Consider the following 16059-nt stretch of genomic DNA (forward strand, 5'->3'; position numbering starts at 1 on the left):
TTCTGCGCGCCTCACAAATATTAAATCGACAGCCCCTTTCGTGGGGATGACGGTGATCGATTACCAAGAGCCGCCACCGTTGCGTGCGACGAGGGGGGGCACTTCGGACGGCTAGTGAATTACGGCTACTTCAGCTTGTTCTTCTTGAGGAAGGCCTGGAGTTTTTCGGCGTAGGGGTAGGTGGCCTTGAGGATCTCGACGTATTCCTTGTTGTAGCGGAGCACTTCGTCCCGGGTGGTGGTGAGCGGGATTTTTCGGCGGTCTCCGCCGCCGTAGGCGTCGAGGCCGGCCTTGTATTTGTCGAGGCCGTTGAGGAGTTCCTTTACCTTGGGGGGGCATTTGGACTCTTTGGAGAGTTTGATGAGGTTGCTCATGAGCTGGGTGTAGTTGCGGCCGCCCTTGTCCATGGCGTCGTTGTAGGTCTGGGGGGTGGGGTCGGCTTTGATGGCCTGAACGGCGGATTTGGCCTTGGTGGCGACGGTTTTGGACTGGGTGGCGAACTGGGTGAACTGGATGAGCTGCTTGGCGTATTCGGTGTCCTTATTGATTTCTTCGTCAGTCTTGCCCTTCTTTCGCCCTTCCGCCTTCTCTTTCTCGACGCGGTCGCGTGCGGCGGTCTGCGCCTTGTCGGCATCCTTGGTCGTGGTCGCGGCGTGGTGTTCGACCGAGGCGTCGGTATGGTCGAGGTGGGCCTTGAGCGACTTGAGCGCGCGGAAGGCCTCCGGGTATTCGCCCTTGCCGGTGGCCTTGATGGCGGCGTCGATGAGCTTGCCGTACCTGGCGCTTTCCGATTTGTAGGTTTTGGCGGCCTTTTCAAAGGTCTTGTGCAGGGCCTCGCGCTCTTTGCCCGCGTTCTTCTGCATGGGGTCGTTCTTGTCCAATTCGACCAGGGCCTTGAGCAGGCCCGCGGAGCCCTTGGCGACGGTGATGACCTCCGCGGAGCGCGGGGAGCCCTTGCCCTGGAGGGGCTGCACCTGTTTGTTGTAGACGTCGCCCCAGCGTTTAGCAAAATCCGACATCGCGTATTTTCCTTTCCTCTAGCGCCCGGCGCGCCGGGGTCGCTGCCTGCATGCGTCATGGCCAGCTGCTGCCAGGCCCAAAGGAAGATAGTACATTTGGAAGAGGCAGTCAAGCGGTATTTGTTTCCGGGCGCGCGCCCTGCTATAACGGGCGTCGCGCCGCGCTTGCGAATCGCCACTGGAAAACTACAGGAGGTTGCCCGCCGTGAAGTATGTACTGCATTTTCCCCTGCTCGCCGTGCCGCTGATCGCGTACAACATACTGATGCTGGCGGGCTCCTCTATCGCGGAGAACCCCGACCTGATCCGCATCCCGCTCATGGCGAACGACGAGGCGATGTTTTTGAAGCTCGGCGATGTGCTGGTGATGCTGGGGATCGTGCTGCTTTACTTCGAGATTCTGAAGTCGACGCGCGCGACGCAGACGACCATCGCGGATCATGTTCTATCGCTGCTCGTGTTTATCGTGTTTCTGGTGGAGTATATCGTCGTGGCGGGGGCGGGCACGGCAACGTTCATGATCCTGGCGCTGATTTCCCTGCTGGATGTCATCGCGGGGTTTACGATAACGATTTCAACGTCCCGGCGGGATATTACCTTTGGCGGGGAGTGAGGTCAGGCGGCGCGGTTCAAGGGCGGCGACTGGTTTGTTTCCGGGGCGCCGGATGCGCGATGGAACGACGCGGAGTTGAACGAACTCAAGACGCTTCAGGGCGACGATTTCGAGGTAATTCGCATGGAGGGCGTGGTTGTGGGGGATTAATCAGCCGCCTTGTAATTGCGGCGTCGCGTGTGCCAGTTTATTGCCACGCACTATCCGCAACAGAAGGTTCGCGCCCATGCCCGTCACGACGCTCAAGCCCGAAGATCGCATCACGGCCATCGACCAGATTCGCGGCTACGCGATCTTCGGCATGCTCCTGGTCAACGCCAGCGGTTTCTTCCACCTGAAGCAGCTCACGGAGCAGCTCAGCCACCACCGCAACGTTTTCACGTACGCCGATACCATCGCACCGCTGTTTGTGTTTGTCGTGGGGATGGGCATGCGGCTTTCCTGGCTCAAGCGCGCGGAGAAGGCGGGCCATTCGGAGACGCGCTGGGCGATGGCGAAGCGCTTTGGCCTGCTGGTGCTGATCGCGTTTGCGCTGTACGCCGGCTGGCTCTGGGACGCGCTCATGGACATCGGCCTGGCGGGCCTGCTGGCGCTCTTCCTGATCGACAAGAAGCCGGCGGTCCGCGCGGCGTTTGCGTTCATCTATCTGGGTATCTACCAGGCCTTTGTGCATTTCACGGCGTACGGCCCGTGGATTATGCGCGCCGAGGGGCACCGCAGCATCGGCGGCGAGTCAACGCCACTTTGGGTCCAACTGATCCCGCAACATGGCGAGTTGTTCGGCGTGGCGCTGAATGGCGGCCCGCTGGGCCCGCTGAGCTGGTGCATGATGCTGCTTTTCGGGTCGATCGCATACGATCTGCTGCGCACGGGCGACGAGAAGAAGTTTATGGGCGCGTGGGCGGGCCTCGGCGTGGGCCTGTGCGCGCTGGGCTACCTGCTCTCGGTTGAATGGCCCGGCGTGAAGCAGGAATGGGCGATTTCCGCGTATTACATGACCGCGCCGTTCCCGCTGTGGTCCACGGGGCTCTGTTTCCTGACGCTGCTGGCGTTTTACCTGATTTGCGACAAGATCGGCTTCAAGATCCCGACCTTTGCGGCGCTCGGCATGAACCCACTTTTCCTGTACATCGTTCAGGCGCTGGCGCTTGACGTCATGGGTAACTTCAAGCCGGAAAGCCTTTCCCTGCCGGTGGGTCTGGCGGGTTTCTGCGTATTCTATGCCGCCATCGCGCTGCTGGCGTGGTGGTTGCAGCGCAAGTCGATCTATATCAAGATATAGCCGGGCCCGGCTCCGCGCGGGGCTCGCGAAGGGAGGGAGGTGTTGTGCAGAGACAACGCGCTTCGCGCTGGATTGCGGAGGGGCCGCGCTGGTGGGCGTCCGCGGCGTGTTTAGTGGTCGTGCTGGTCCTGGCCGGGGCGCCGGCCGCACCGGAAACTCCGGGCGCGGACCCGCCGGGGGCCTGGCGCAAGATCCCCGGGCGCGCGCCCGCCGCGGGGGATGGGCCGGGAATCAGCGAGGCCGACCTGGAGGCGCTGGAGGCCATTGGGTATCTTGGCGCGTATACGGACGTGCCGGATCAGGTCGGCGTTACGCACCACGATCCGGAGCGGGCCCAGGACGGCTACAACCTGTATGTATCCGGCCACGCGCCCGAGGCGGTTCTGGCCGATATGGAGGGGCGCGTCATCCACCGCTGGTCCCACGACGCCACGGAGCGCTACGGCGTCAAACCCAGCCGCAACTACTGGCGTCGGGTCCACCTGGCGGAGAACGGCGATCTGTACGCCGTGTGCGACCCGCACGGCATCCTGAAGCTGGACCAGGACTCCCGGCTGCTGTGGGCGAGCGACGGGTCCGAGCGCACCCACCATGATCTTTCGGTTACGGGTGAGGGGGTGGTTTACGCACTCGGCAAGGACATCGGTATCCGGCCCGAGTTTCATGATCGCATCACACTGATCGACGATACGGTGGTGACCATCGCCCCATCGGGGAGGACGCTGTCGCGCTTCCCGATGCTGGCGGCGTTCGGGCGCGGCCCATATGGGGCCGCCATGCACGCGCGGGTCCGCCGTTTTCTGGCGTCGCAATCGGGCTCCCACGCGGAGAGTTTCCACACAAACACCATCGAAGTGCTGGACGGATCGCTTGCGGGCGTGTCGCCCCTGCTGAAGAAGGGGAATATCGTGTTCTGCTCGCCCACGCAGAGCACGGTTTGGATAATCGACGGCGAGACCGAGACGGTTGTGTGGTCGTGGACGCACGACTGGGGGCGGATCCACCAGCCGACCTTTCTTCCGGATGGCAACTGGCTGCTCTTTCACAACAGCGGCTACCAGAACGCGGACGGGGAGTGGCGATCGCGGGTGGTGGAATACGATTTTCCGGGGTGTAACGAAGTGTGGTCCTACGGCGGGATAAAAGGGTTGCCGGAGACGGAGTTTTACTCGGGCACGTCGAGCCTGGCGGACCGGCTGCCGAACGGCAACACCCTGATCACGGTGAGCGAATCCGGGCGCGCCATCGAAGTCACGCCCGACAAGGAGGTGGTGTGGGAATTCTCCAACCCGAAGCGCGCGGGGGAGAACAACGAATTGATCGCGACGCTGTTTCAGGTCGAGCGCATTCCACGCTCCTACTGCAAGTCTTGGCTGACCGGTCCGTAATGGCGCGGGCGAACTCAATCGCCGACCATAAACGCGGCTGACTTCTATTGTTTTCGGGGCACGAAAGTCCACACTAAATAGCGCTTTCCCGCCTCCAACGTTGTTATGGCTAGAGCGGGATCGCTGATCGTGCGCGCCATGGTCAACGTGCCGACGAGGGCCGAATACAAGTTGATGGCTTTCGCCAGGTTCTCCTCGGGTGGATCCTCGGGGAACTGATCCTTCAGCGCGGCGGCGAACATATCATAAATCCGAACCATGTGCTGTTCGTACAGCGCGCGATGTCCCGCCTTACTCCGCTGCATGTCCGTGCTTAATGAAGTAAACGCGCAGCTCGAACCCACATCGGTCAGGCTGCGTTCGGAGAGGTGATCTTCTATGATCCCTTTGAGGGCGGCCGAGCCCTCCACGTCAAACCGCTTTGCCAGGTTCGCCTCAAGTCGGGCCAGATCGTGGCAAACTGCCTGGGCAAAAAGGTCGTCCTTGGATTTGAAATGGCTGTAGAGCGCACCGCGCGACAATCCCGCGTATTTCATGATCTGATCCGTGCCCGCCTCGCCACGTCCGTGTTTTTTTAAATAGGCAATGGCCCGGTCCAGGATCACTGTCTTTAGCTTCTCTTTTTCGCCCTTGCGGGTCTTCATGCGCGTCTCCATTCGAAATCCGCAGACAAGAATCGACAATTACGATGCAGAACGACATCGTAATTAAAGTTTTTAGTAAAATAATAACAGGAACTTAGGGGCTCCGCAAAGTTTTTCTTGATTTTTAAAACAATTCTGTATTAAAATTGAATCGTACTTGAACCCGGAGAAATCGCCATGAATCAGTCCAAGGTCATTGAAGTTGAATTCCAGGAGCAGCGCGTGCTGGTAACCGGTGGAACAAAGGGCACAGGGAGGGCTATGGCCGAGCGTTTTCTCCAGGGCGGTGCGACGGTCGCTGTAACCGCCCGCCAGGAACCCGACTACCCGTCGGAGGCTCACTTCATACAAGCGGATCTTTCCACGTTCGAAGGCTGCAATGTAGTCGTGGAGCAGGTCATGGAACAGCTTCAGGGGATCGACATTCTCGTCCACAACGTAGGTGGATCCTCGGCGCCGAGCGGGGGCTTCGCCACGGTTAGCGACGAGATCTGGCAGCAGAACCTGAATGAGAATCTCTTTCCCGCGGTGCGTCTGGACCGCGCCTTGCTGCCCGCCATGATCGCCCGGGGAACCGGCGCGATCATTCACATTTCCTCAATCCAGCGGACATTGCCTTTATTCGATTCGACCCTGGCCTACGCCGCCGCCAAGGCTGCTCTGAGCAACTACAGCAAGGGCCTGTCAAAGGAGGTGAGCCCGAAGGGCATTCGCGTCAATTCCGTGGCGCCCGGTTTCATCGAGACCGATGCGGCACAACGCATGATTCAACGCATGGCGGATCAGAATAATACCGACGCGGCCATCGCGCGCGAATCGCTGATGGAAATGCTCGGTGGAATACCCCTGGGCCGGCCCAATCGTCCGGAAGAAGTCGCCGAACTCGTCGCATTCCTCGCGTCGGATCGGGCCTCGTCCATTACAGGTTGCGAATTCGTCATCGACGGTGGAACCATCCCCACAATCTAGGAGAATAAATCATGACAATCGAACTCACCGGTGCAATCAATCGGTACGTCGAGGCTTGCAACCGGCACGACGTGCGGTCGGCACTTGCCAGCTTTTCCGAGGATGCCGTAGTTCACGATGAAGGGGCGACCCATCGCGGCGCGAAGCCAATAGAAACCTGGCTCGCCGATACGATGGATCAGTTCCGGTTCCAACTCAAACCTATCCGAAGCGTGGTCGATGGCGACCATGAGGTGGTGAGCATGGAGGTTTCAGGCGACTTTGACGGTAGCCCGGTGATCCTGGATTCCCGATTCCGGATTGAGGGCGAAAAGATCGCGTCACTGGAGATCGGGTACGGATCATAGGTAAAGCGATGCCCCGTGTCGAAAATACGTACAGATGACAAATGGGTCAATCACCTTGCTCAAACTGGGCAAGAGTGCGTTCAGCGAGCGGGGCTGCTGCCCTGAAATACGCGAGCGGCGGAAGCAAAACGTGGAAAAGGTCTTCGCCCGTACGGGAAGTTACCCCTGGCGGGCGAAGACGTACTGAACGACCTGACCGGATGCGGTGACCCCATGATGGCCACGGCGGGCGCTTACAGGAACATCAGGATCAGGATCTGCGCGATGATGACGCGCAGGATCATGGTGAGCGGGTAGACGGTGGCGTAGGCGACGGTGGGGCCCTCGGAGCCGGCGAAAGTTCCGGCGAACTGGAGCGCGGGCGGGTCGGTCATGCTGCCGGCGAAGAGCCCGCAGATGCTGAGGAAGTTCATCTTCATCACCAGGCGCCCGACGATGCCGGCCAGGAGCAGGGGAATGAGGGTGATCATGGCGCCGACGAACATCCAGAGCAGCCCGTCGCCCCGGACCAGCGTCTCCACCAGATGCCCGCCCGCCTTCAGGCCGACGCATGCGAGGAAGAGCACGATGCCCAGCTCGCGGATGATGAGGCTTGCGCTGTCCGGCAGGTACCAGACGACTTTGCCCACGTGGCCGAGGCGGCTGAGGATAATGGCCACCAGGAGCGGGCCGCCGGCGAGCCCGAGCTTGACCGGCGCGGGGATGCCGGGGACGGTGAACGGAATACTGCCGACGACAACGCCCAGGACGATGCCGATGAAGACGGGGAGCAGCTCCGGATGGTCGAGCGCGCGCCGGGAATTGCCCAGCACCGCCGCGACGCCATCGAGCTGCTCGCGATCGCCGACCGCCATCATGCGATCGCCGTATTGCAGGCGTAGGGACGGCAGGACCGGCAGCTCCACGCCGGCGCGGCGCAGGCGGGTTATGCGGACGTTGTAGCGCGCGGGCAGGGCCAGGTCGCGCAGGGACTTGCCGACCACGTCTTTCTTGGTGACGGCGAGCAGGCGCGGCTCCAGGTTGCTCGGGGCGGCGGCGAGATCGACGTCCGCGGCCTTGCCGATGAGCAGCCGGAGGGCGTGTAGCTTGCGGTGCGTCCCCACCGCGAGGACGATGTCACCCCGGTGGAGCACGGTCTCCGCGGTGGCGACGCTTTGCACGCCCTCGTGCTGGACGCGGGAAATGACGACACCGGATTCCTCGAAGACGCCGATTTCGCCCAGGGCCATGCCTTCGAGGCTCGGGTTTTCCACGATGTAATTGGCGCGCTCCAGCGGCTCCAATTGGCCCGCGCGCGCCTTTTGCATCCGGTCGGACTCGTCCACCACCTTCACGCGGAAGAGCACCCGGAGCAGCAGCATCGCGAGGATAACCCCGGCGATGCCGAAAGGATAGGCCACGGCGTAGCCCAGGCCCGGCAGCGCCAGGAGATCTTCCGGCGCGCCGGCCCCGGCGATAGCCTCCTGGGCCGCGCCCAGGCTTGGGGTGTTGGTGGTGGCGCCCGCCAGCAGCCCGACCACGACGGGGATGTCCAGGCCGAAGAGGTATCCCAGCGCCAGCGCGGTGAACGCGCCCGCGAGTACCACGCCGGCGGCGAGAAGATTGAGCGGCAGCCCTTCCCGGCGCAGCGAATCGACGATGCCCGGGCCCACCTGCGCGCCGATGGAGTAGACGAAAAGGATCAGGCCGAACTCGCGCGCGAACTCCATCATCTCGTGGTTCACATCGAACTGGAGATGCCCGAAGGCCAGGCCGGAGAAGAGGACCCCCGCAATGCCCAGCCCCACGCCGCGGACCTTGATGCCGCCCAGCACCAGGCCCGTGACGGCCACCAGCGCCAGCACGGCGATCGTGCCGGCTATCGAGGCGCCGGTGAAGAGTTCCTGAAACCAGTTCATGTCGGGTGGATTGCCTTTTTCCGTTGCCGGCGGGGGTTGAAATCGGGGTAACACTTTAGCCGTACGAAGTAGCGCCAGATCTTTTTGTGTCATGCCGCGATATTACGACGAGAGTGCGCAAGGCTGGGAGCGCAGGCGTCCCCGCCTGCTATGCACCGGAGGTGCATGGCGTGTTTGCAATACCGGCACGATTGAACGGAGAGACGATTAGACCCGGATTACCGCCGCTTATCAATTTCGCGCCTTCGGCGCGGTGCGGGCGGGCCGCCCGCGCTCCCATTGGTCCGCACCTCCGTTGCGGCGCGGATTTGTGTCGTCGAGAAATCAAGCTAACTTCATTCCGCTAAAGTGTTACAAATCGGGAATAGGAAGTACCGCGAAATCGCGCGATCCGGTACGGGCGGCCCGCGCACATCCGGGAACCCGGCGCCACCCGACCGCGCCGTTGCTTCGCCGGAGAAATGTGCGCTGATCGTAGCAAGTGCGGAGCGCGCGCGGCAACTGGACGGCGGTGTGTGCTGCTACCATTCCGTTTTGCGCGAAAATGGGGACGAGTGAGCGCATTGGAGTTTCCGTTCTCGATAACTTGTTCCAACCCCGTATCATTGCAACCTTTACGCGTTCACGGGTATCATACGCACTAAGCTGGACCGGGCTGGCGGTGGGCCGGTTTTCTGGCGGGAATCGCGGATTTATTGCGTTGTAATGGAGTTTTTCGATGCGAACCTGGTCCCGAATGCTCCTGGTGGGCTTCCTAATCGCAGCTTTTGGCGCCTGGGCGCAGGACGAGCCGGCGCCGGTTCCGGCGGAAGCGCGGTCCGAGGCGGAAGAGCGGCCTGTGGCGCCGCTTGAGCCGGCGTCCCTGGGCGCGCCCGAGGTGACGGTGCTGCGCGCGGGAAGCGCCGAGGCTGCGCCCGGCGCGCTGACGCTCATGATGATGATCAAGCAGGGCGGCGCGATTCTTTGGGTGATTATGGCGCTCGGATTTGTGGCGTTTGTGCTCTCCGTTTTTTACCTGATGACGGTAACGCCGGGTCGGGAGGCTCCGCGGACGCTGGTGAAGCGCGCGCACGGCATGCTGCACGCGGGCGACCTGCGGGGGGCGTACCAGATGTGCCAGGAGCGGGATGAATACCTGGCGATGGTGCTTCGGGCGGGCCTGAAGATGGCTGGCCACGAGCGGTATGTGATCCAGGAGGCGATGGAGAGCGAGGGCGAGCGCGGGGCGACGGCGCTCTGGCAAAAGATTTCCTACCTGAACAATATCGCGTCGCTTTCGCCGTTGCTGGGGCTGCTGGGGACGGTGTGGGGGATGATGCAGGCCTTCGGCGCGATCGCGCTGGAGGACGCGCAGGTGAAGGGTCTCACGCTTGCGTACAGCGTTTCGCTTGCGATGATTACGACGGCGGCCGGGCTGCTGGTGGCGATTCCGGCGCTGGCGGTGTATTTCTTCCTTCGCGGGCGGGTGCTGAAGATCATTGCTGCGGTCGAGGCCAACGCGAGCGAGTTTGTGGAGCTTATTGTAAAGGAGAGCGACGCATGAAGTTCGGCAGCACCCAGCCGGAGCTTTCCGAAAGCATCCAGGTCGCGCCGTTAATCGACATCGTGTTCCTTACGCTCGTGTTTTTCATGGTGACGTCGGTGTATGGCGCGCTGGAATCCGAGGTGGATATCACCCTGCCCACGGCGGACACGGCGATCCAGTCCGAGCGCAACCGCGGCGAGATTTTTATCAACTTGCGCGAAGACGGCGCGATTGTTGTGAATGACCGGGAGCACACGATCCCGGAGCTGCAGGAATTGCTCGATCGCGTTGCGGAATTCTTCCCGGGCGGCGCGGTGATCATTCGGGGGGACCAGTCCGCGCAGTTGGGCCGTGCGATCCAGGTGCTGGACGCATGCCGGAAGGCGGATATCCAGAATGTGTCGTTCGCCGCGCTGGAGCCGCCGCGCGACGCCGCGCCGGGAGGCGGCTGAGATGCGCCGGCCTGGGACCCATGGCCCCGCGCCGCTCTTGATGGCCGCGCTGATCGTGGCGCTGGCGCTGCCGTGCGCCGCCCAGCGGGACGCGGACGCGTTGCAGCGCAAGCTCGACGTGGCGAATGGGATGTTCCTGCGCGGCCTCTTCGAAGACGCGGCCGCGGAATACGAAGCGTACCTGGCGCTGCTGGGCGGCCAGCCCGCGCCGCCCGAGGTGTGGTACCGGCTTGGGGAGGCGGCGTACGCGGCGGGCGATTACGCCCGGGCGCTGGAAGCGTTCGAGGCGCTGCAGGCGCTTCCGGGGGACAATCCGTTCAAGCAGCGGGCGCAGCTGAGCCAGGGGGAGGTGTATTACCTGACGGAGGCGTACGCGCGGGCTATCCAGGTGCTGGAGCCGATCGCCAGCGGCGCGAGCGACGGCGAATCGCGGGGGCGCGCGCTGTATTTTGCGGGCCAGGCGATGTTCGGCCAGGACAACGTGGCGGACGCCATTGCGCGATTCAAGATGCTCGTGGAGGATCTTCCGGGCCACCCGCTCGCGCCCTATGCGGAGTTCCAACTTGCCTACGGGTATTCCGCGCGCGGGGATCTGGAGAATGCGGCCATACATTTTTCGGCGGTGGCGGGATCGAAGGCGGATGACGCGCTGCGGATGGAAAGCCGCTTCCGCGCGGCGCAGACGTATGACCAGATCGGCTGGTACAGCGCGGCGCTGGGGGCCTACGAGCAATTGCGGGCGGAGTTTCCGGAGTCGCCCTTCCGCGAACAGGCGGGCGCGGGCCATATCTGGGCGCTTTACCACGAGGGCAAGTTCGACGAAGCGCAGTCGGCGATTCGCGATCATCTGAAGCAATTTCCCGAGACGGCGCAGCGCGTGGAGCTGGACTATGTCGCCGCGAACTGCCTCCAGCAGACGGGCGACAACGGCAAGGCGCTTGAAGCCTTTGAGAAGCTGCGGGCGGAGCATCCCGAATCGCCGTTCGCGGTGCGGTCGCTGTACAAGATCGCGTGGATCCACTATCTGGAGAAGCGCTATGACCAGGCCCGGGAGCGGGCGACGGCGTTTCTCCAGGGAAATCCCCCCGCGGATTTGAGCGGCGAGGCGGCCTTTTTGCTGGGGACGATTCACGTGGCGCAGGGCAGCTTTACGGAGGCGCAGCGCGAGTTCCGGCTCGTGGCGGACCAGTACCCGGACAGCGCGTTCGGGGCGGAGGCCCTGTTCAAGGCGGGCGAGTGCCTGGAGGCGCTGGCGATGTCCGGGCCGGCGGCGGAGACCTTCGACGCGTTTCTGGACCGCTACCCGGAGCACGCGCTGGCCCCGCAGGCGCTGTTGCGCGCGGGCGACACCCGGTTTGCGGCGGGGGACTACGAGACCGCCGCGGAGCGGTTCACGCGCGTGCTCGATCGCGAATTGGATCCCGCGCTGGAAGAACAGGCGCGTTACCGGCTTGCGCTCGCCTGGAACAACCTGGAGCGGCACGCGGACGCGGTGGCCGCTTTTGCGACGCTTGTGGACCGCTTTCCGGAATCCGCGTATCGCGAGGAGGCGCTCTTTCGCGTCGCCGAGTACACGCTGAAGGTGGCGGGGGAACCGGTCGAGGCGGTGGAGCGTTACCAGGCCCTGATCGACGCCGCGCCCGAGGGCCCCTACGCCGACCGGGCGCTGCTCGGGCTGGCCCTGGCGCGCTACGAGCATAAGGACTTTGATCAGGCGGCCGATCTTTTCCTGGAAATCATGCGCGAGCGGCCCGGGGTGGCGCTAAACGAAGAAGCGTATACCTGGACCGGCCAGTGGTACTTTGACAATGCGGAATGGAAGCCGGCCGCGGAGGCATTCGAGGCGCTGCTCGCGGCGGCGCCGGCCTATCCCTACGCCGATCAGGTTCGCCTGAAGATCGCGGAATGCCTGGAGCAGTCCGGCGCGGCGGCGGATGCGCTGGCCATGTATGAGACGGTGGCGGAAGGTTCCAATACGAATTCCGTCTCCACGGAAGCGCGCTGGCGCATGGCGCGGATTCACGAGGCGCGCGGCGAGCTGGACCAGGCGCTGGAATGGTACGAGGTTGCGGCGAACTCCAACACGGGCGAAATCGCGGCGCGCGCGCGCTTTCAAATGGGTGTGCTGCAGGAGGGCCAGGAGGCGTGGGACAAGGCCGCGCGGAGCTTCATGGGGGTTGCGATCCTGTTTCTTCACGAGTCGATTTCGCCCGAGGCGCTCTGGCGCGCGGGCCAGTGCTATGAAAAGGCGGGGCAGCCGGATTCGGCGCGGAAGGCCTACGCCGAATTGCGGGCGGATTTTCCGGAGAGCGATTTCGCCGCGAAGGCCGGGGAGGCCCTCTCGGCCCTCGGGAGCCCGTAATGCTTAGCCGGCGCACGTTGTTTGGTCTGAGCGTGGTACTTGGGGCCCTGCTCTACGCCGCACTTTTCGCGGTGGCGCCGCGCATCGAAATGCTCCATGCCGGAATCCGTCCCGACCGCGCGTTTGAGCGTTTTTATGTCCACCTGCGCGATGCGGAGCAGATTCTCTCGACCGAGTCGCCAGCCGACCGGCAGGCCTTTACGTCGCGTCCCGGATCTGTGCGCGATCTGCTGAAGATGGAGGAGGCCACCGTCCGGGCGTCCGCCCCGGACGCGCCACCGGTGGAGATTCCCGACCTGGCGCGCCGGATTGCCAGCGATCGCATCCAACAGCCGCCGGAACCGATGGCGGACACGCTGCGCCGTCTCGATGACAAGATAATTGAGATCACGCGGGATATCGCGCGGCGGGATCTGGAGGTTCCCCGGCGGCTGGTGCGCCCGAGCCCGGAGCATGTTCCCCTTATTGAGGGCACGCCCGCGTTGCGCGAGCCCGGCTCCTTCGATGCCGCGCCGGCCGTCACCCTGCCGCCTTCGGGACTGCCGAGCCTGCTCGCCGAGGGGCCGGGCGCGCTTCTGGAAGGAGGGCGGGACATGGCGGAGCCGCTCGATTCCGCCCGTCCGCTGGTTCGTCTGGAACCCATGACGGATATTCCGAAACTCCAGGCCCGCGCGGAACCGATCCGCGCGCCGGTGCGCCGTGCGATGGATGAGGCCCGGGAAGCGCACGGCTACGGGTTCCTGGACGATCTACTGGACATCGAGCTTTCGACGTGGCGGAATCCAGGAGAGGCGGAGGGGTATTTCCGCGTGCGCATTGTGCCGAAACAGGGCGAATCCATTCCGGTGTTGCCAAAGGACGTTACGTTTGTAATCGACGCTTCCAACAGCATTCCGCAACACAAGCTGAACACGACGGTCCGGGGTGTTCGAGAAGCGCTGCGCCAGCTTAAGCCGGAGGACCGGTTCAACGTCATCGCGTTTCGTGACAGCCCGCAGCCGTTCAAACCCGATGTCGTGCCGGCGAGCCGGGAGCACCTGACGGAGGCCGAGGCGTTTATCGGAAATCTCCAGTCGCGGGGCGAAACCGATGTCTACAAGGCGTTGCAGCCGGTGGTCCAGCATCAGCCGCGGCCGGGCACCCCCGGTGTGGTGCTGGTGCTCAGCGACGGGCGCCCGACGGCCGGGATCCGCGATGGGCGCGTGATTATCAATGGGCTCACGGCCGACAACCGGTATGGCAACGGCGTGTACGCGTTTGGCGGCGGGCGGACGGTGAACCGATCCCTTCTCGACCTGCTCGCGTACCGGAACAAGGGGGTGACGGAGGTCACGGGCAGTATCGACAGCATCGCTCGGGAGTTTCCGCGCTTCTTCGAGATGCTCCGCGATCCGATCCTGGTGGGGCTGGAGGCGGATTTCGGCCGCATCGACGAGTCGAAGGTCTTCCCGCGCAGCATGCCGGACTTTTTCCAGGGCCAGGCGGTGACGCTGTATGGCCGCTACCGCCCGGGCGAGGAGGAAGAGTTTACGCTGTGGCTTGCGGGGCAGGCGGGCGAACAGAAAAAGGAGGTCATTTTCCGGACCGCTTTTGAGGAGGCGAGTGACGGTGGCCAGGACATTGCCCGCGGCTGGGCTTTTCAGAAGGCCTACTACATCATCGGGCGCATTTCGCGCGAGGGGGAAACGCCGGAGCTGCTTGACGCGTTGAGGAAGCTCCGGTCGGAGTACGGGGTGCGCACCAGCTATGACGATTGACACTCCGCTTCGGGCGTCCGCCCGGATCGCGCTGATCGGCCGTCCGGACGCCGCCGCGCGCCTCGGTCTGCCGGCGATTTACGGCGGGGACGCCGCGCTCTGCGAGGAGCGGCGCGCGCGCATGCGGTCCGCGATTATGCGGTACCGAGAAGTCTACGGCGATGATCCGGTGCGGGTGTTTCGCGCGCCGGGGCGCATCAACCTGCGCGGCATGCACGTGGACACGCACGGGGGCTGGCTCAACTTGATGACGCACCAGCGCGAGGTGCTTGTCGTTTCGGGCGCATCGCCCGATGGCGCGGTGTCGGTCGCCAACACGAATCCGGCCTACGGTCCGCTCCGGGTGTCGCTTGCCGAGCTGCCCCAGCCCGAACCCGGCGCGCCGTGGGGCGATTTCATCGGGAGCGGCCTGGTTTGCGCGCGCCACGCCGCGGCGCCCGGGCACTGGCGGAACTACATCGAGGGGGCGTGGCGCCGGGCGCGGTTTGCGTTTCCCGGGGCGGGCGGATTGCGCCTGGTGGTCGACAGCACGCTCCCCGAGGGCGCGGCCCTGAGCTCGTCGGCCGCGCTTTGCATCGCGCTGCTGCAAAGCTGGGCGGGCTGGTATGGCGCGCCGCTCCAGCCGGCGGACCTGATACTGGCTGCGCAGGACGCGGAATGGTACACCGGGTCGCGCTGCGGGACCTGCGACCAGGCGGCTATCGTGCTGGGGCAGCCGAACGCGATCATCCACGCCGCACTGGACCCGCGCCGGTTCAGCATTGCGGACGCCCGCGCGATACCGTTCCCCGATGCGCTGCGCATACTCGTGATTAACAGCCACACCGTTCGGAATATCAGCGGGGCGGACAAGATCGCGTACACGACCAACCGATTCGCGTATTCGATGGCCCTTTCTATCTTCCAGCAGGCGGCGGGCGCGTCGGGGCTCGGGGAGGGTGCGGGCGGCTGGAACACCCTGGCGGCGATCGGCGCGGAATCCCTCGGCGGCAACGCCAACCTATACGGCGTGTTGCGTGATGTGCCCGAGCGCATTGCGCTGGGGGATCTGCGGGCGGCGTACGACCTGCCACACCTGGACGCCGAGTACGCGCGCTATTTCGGCGATCTCCCCGATGCGTTGAAGCCCCGGGAGATTGGCCTGCGCGGCCCCTTACTCTTCGGGATCGCGGAATCCGCGCGCGCGCGGAGCTTTGCACTGGCGATGGAGGCGGGCGCCTGGGCCCGCGCGGGCGCGCTGATGAGCATTGGGCATGATGGCGATCGCCGCGTTGATCGGGACGGGCGTCCCGTGTTGCACGAGCTGACCGACGCGCGGCTCGATCAGCTTGCGGCTTCCGATGTTCCCATCGAGGAATGCCCGGGGGCCTATGGCGCGAGCAGCCCCGCGCTGGATGCGCTGGTGGACGCGGCGCTGGAACATGGCGCGCTGGGCGCCTCGCTGACAGGCGCGGGTATCGCGGGCGTGGTGCTGGCGCTGTGCCGTGCGGAGGATGCCGCGCGGATCGCCGAGGGTGTGCGCCAGTTCATGGGCGGTGCGGCGTACACACGCGCCGCGTCGTTGCCGGATCGCCTTTCGCCGGCGCAGCTTGCCGGGGCCGTTGTGGAGAACCGTGCCTGCGCCGGGGCGGGGGAGGTGAAGGGTGAATGGTGAATGGTGAATGGTGAATGGTGAAGGTGCGGAACGTCCGCCGCAAGCGGAAAGGGTGAAGGGTGAAGGGGCGGCACGTCCGCCGCAGGCGGAAAGGGTGAAGGTGCGGAACGTCCGCCGCAGGCGGAAAGAGTGAAGGGTGAAGGGGCGGC

At 64.3% G+C, this 16059-nt stretch carries 13 protein-coding genes; 10 read left to right on the top strand and 3 right to left on the bottom strand.

Translation table 11 applies throughout. From position 1 onward, the window contains the following. Window positions 1–125: 125 nt before the first annotated feature. Window positions 126–1019: a hypothetical protein gene (locus KF886_17040; protein ID MBX3179063.1), complete on the bottom strand. Its 894-nt coding sequence runs from the start codon at window positions 1017–1019 to the stop codon at window positions 126–128. A 205-nt stretch (window positions 1020–1224) separates the two neighbouring features. On the opposite strand from KF886_17040, the gene KF886_17045 reads away from it, so the two are divergent. The 3 genes from KF886_17045 (at window position 1225) to KF886_17055 (ending at window position 4302) form a co-directional block, all read left to right on the top strand. Further along, window positions 1225–1632 carry a hypothetical protein gene (locus KF886_17045; GenBank protein ID MBX3179064.1) on the top strand — a complete coding sequence of 136 codons (408 nt, stop codon included), beginning with the start codon at window positions 1225–1227 and terminating at the stop codon, window positions 1630–1632. Window positions 1633–1858: 226 nt separating this feature from the next. Further along, the gene (locus tag KF886_17050) at window positions 1859–2914 is read left to right on the top strand and encodes a DUF1624 domain-containing protein (protein MBX3179065.1); all 1056 of its coding nucleotides are present in this window, start codon (window positions 1859–1861) and stop codon (window positions 2912–2914) included. Window positions 2915–2958: 44 nt separating this feature from the next. After that, on the top strand, window positions 2959–4302 hold the full coding sequence (locus KF886_17055) for a hypothetical protein (protein MBX3179066.1): 1344 nt from the start codon (window positions 2959–2961) through the stop codon (window positions 4300–4302). A 44-nt stretch (window positions 4303–4346) separates the two neighbouring features. On the opposite strand, the gene KF886_17060 is transcribed toward KF886_17055, so the two are convergent. Then, complete coding sequence (locus KF886_17060; GenBank protein MBX3179067.1) at window positions 4347–4946, bottom strand: TetR/AcrR family transcriptional regulator; 600 nt, start codon at window positions 4944–4946, stop codon at window positions 4347–4349. 177 nt (window positions 4947–5123) lie between these two features. On the opposite strand from KF886_17060, the gene KF886_17065 reads away from it, so the two are divergent. Both KF886_17065 and KF886_17070 read left to right on the top strand, forming a co-directional pair. Then, window positions 5124–5915, top strand: a complete 792-nt coding sequence (locus tag KF886_17065) for an SDR family oxidoreductase (GenBank protein ID MBX3179068.1) — start codon at window positions 5124–5126, stop codon at window positions 5913–5915. An 11-nt stretch (window positions 5916–5926) separates the two neighbouring features. Next, window positions 5927–6262, top strand: coding sequence for a nuclear transport factor 2 family protein (locus tag KF886_17070; GenBank protein ID MBX3179069.1), 336 nt, complete (start codon window positions 5927–5929; stop codon window positions 6260–6262). Between the two features lie 233 nt (window positions 6263–6495). Here the strand turns inward: KF886_17070 and KF886_17075 are convergent, their stop codons facing one another. Next, on the bottom strand, window positions 6496–8160 hold the full coding sequence (locus tag KF886_17075) for a putative transporter (protein ID MBX3179070.1): 1665 nt from the start codon (window positions 8158–8160) through the stop codon (window positions 6496–6498). A gap of 718 nt (window positions 8161–8878) precedes the next feature. Here KF886_17075 and KF886_17080 point away from each other — a divergent pair. Genes KF886_17080 through KF886_17100 form a run of 5 tightly spaced genes read left to right on the top strand, consistent with a single transcriptional unit; the run spans window position 8879 to window position 15910 of the window. After that, on the top strand, window positions 8879–9703 hold the full coding sequence (locus KF886_17080) for a MotA/TolQ/ExbB proton channel family protein (protein MBX3179071.1): 825 nt from the start codon (window positions 8879–8881) through the stop codon (window positions 9701–9703). Continuing rightward, window positions 9700–10137 (top strand): biopolymer transporter ExbD, encoded by a 438-nt coding sequence (locus KF886_17085; protein MBX3179072.1) that lies wholly within the window; start codon window positions 9700–9702, stop codon window positions 10135–10137. The genes KF886_17080 and KF886_17085 overlap by 4 nt, the downstream gene beginning before the upstream one ends. Window position 10138: 1 nt before the next feature. Next, complete coding sequence (locus KF886_17090) at window positions 10139–12499, top strand: tetratricopeptide repeat protein (GenBank protein ID MBX3179073.1); 2361 nt, start codon at window positions 10139–10141, stop codon at window positions 12497–12499. Next, on the top strand, window positions 12499–14256 hold the full coding sequence (locus tag KF886_17095; protein ID MBX3179074.1) for a VWA domain-containing protein: 1758 nt from the start codon (window positions 12499–12501) through the stop codon (window positions 14254–14256). The genes KF886_17090 and KF886_17095 overlap by 1 nt, the downstream gene beginning before the upstream one ends. Continuing rightward, window positions 14246–15910 carry a hypothetical protein gene (locus KF886_17100; GenBank protein ID MBX3179075.1) on the top strand — a complete coding sequence of 555 codons (1665 nt, stop codon included), beginning with the start codon at window positions 14246–14248 and terminating at the stop codon, window positions 15908–15910. The genes KF886_17095 and KF886_17100 overlap by 11 nt, the downstream gene beginning before the upstream one ends. Window positions 15911–16059 lie beyond the last annotated feature (149 nt).

This window comes from Candidatus Hydrogenedentota bacterium (assembly GCA_019637335.1).
Taxonomy (GTDB): Bacteria; Hydrogenedentota; Hydrogenedentia; order Hydrogenedentales; family JAEUWI01; genus JAEUWI01.

Excerpts from the sequence above, each read along its gene's own strand:
- KF886_17075 (MBX3179070.1), bottom strand. The coding sequence starts at position 8,160 with ATGAACTGGTTTCAGGAACTCTTCACCGGCGCCTCGATAGCCGGCACG.
- KF886_17050 (MBX3179065.1), top strand. The coding sequence starts at position 1,859 with ATGCCCGTCACGACGCTCAAGCCCGAAGATCGCATCACGGCCATCGAC.
- KF886_17060 (MBX3179067.1), bottom strand. The coding sequence starts at position 4,946 with ATGAAGACCCGCAAGGGCGAAAAAGAGAAGCTAAAGACAGTGATCCTG.
- KF886_17100 (MBX3179075.1), top strand. The coding sequence starts at position 14,246 with ATGACGATTGACACTCCGCTTCGGGCGTCCGCCCGGATCGCGCTGATC.
- KF886_17085 (MBX3179072.1), top strand. The coding sequence starts at position 9,700 with ATGAAGTTCGGCAGCACCCAGCCGGAGCTTTCCGAAAGCATCCAGGTC.
- KF886_17070 (MBX3179069.1), top strand. The coding sequence starts at position 5,927 with ATGACAATCGAACTCACCGGTGCAATCAATCGGTACGTCGAGGCTTGC.
- KF886_17080 (MBX3179071.1), top strand. The coding sequence starts at position 8,879 with ATGCGAACCTGGTCCCGAATGCTCCTGGTGGGCTTCCTAATCGCAGCT.
- KF886_17040 (MBX3179063.1), bottom strand. The coding sequence starts at position 1,019 with ATGTCGGATTTTGCTAAACGCTGGGGCGACGTCTACAACAAACAGGTG.
- KF886_17065 (MBX3179068.1), top strand. The coding sequence starts at position 5,124 with ATGAATCAGTCCAAGGTCATTGAAGTTGAATTCCAGGAGCAGCGCGTG.
- KF886_17090 (MBX3179073.1), top strand. The coding sequence starts at position 10,139 with ATGCGCCGGCCTGGGACCCATGGCCCCGCGCCGCTCTTGATGGCCGCG.
- KF886_17095 (MBX3179074.1), top strand. The coding sequence starts at position 12,499 with ATGCTTAGCCGGCGCACGTTGTTTGGTCTGAGCGTGGTACTTGGGGCC.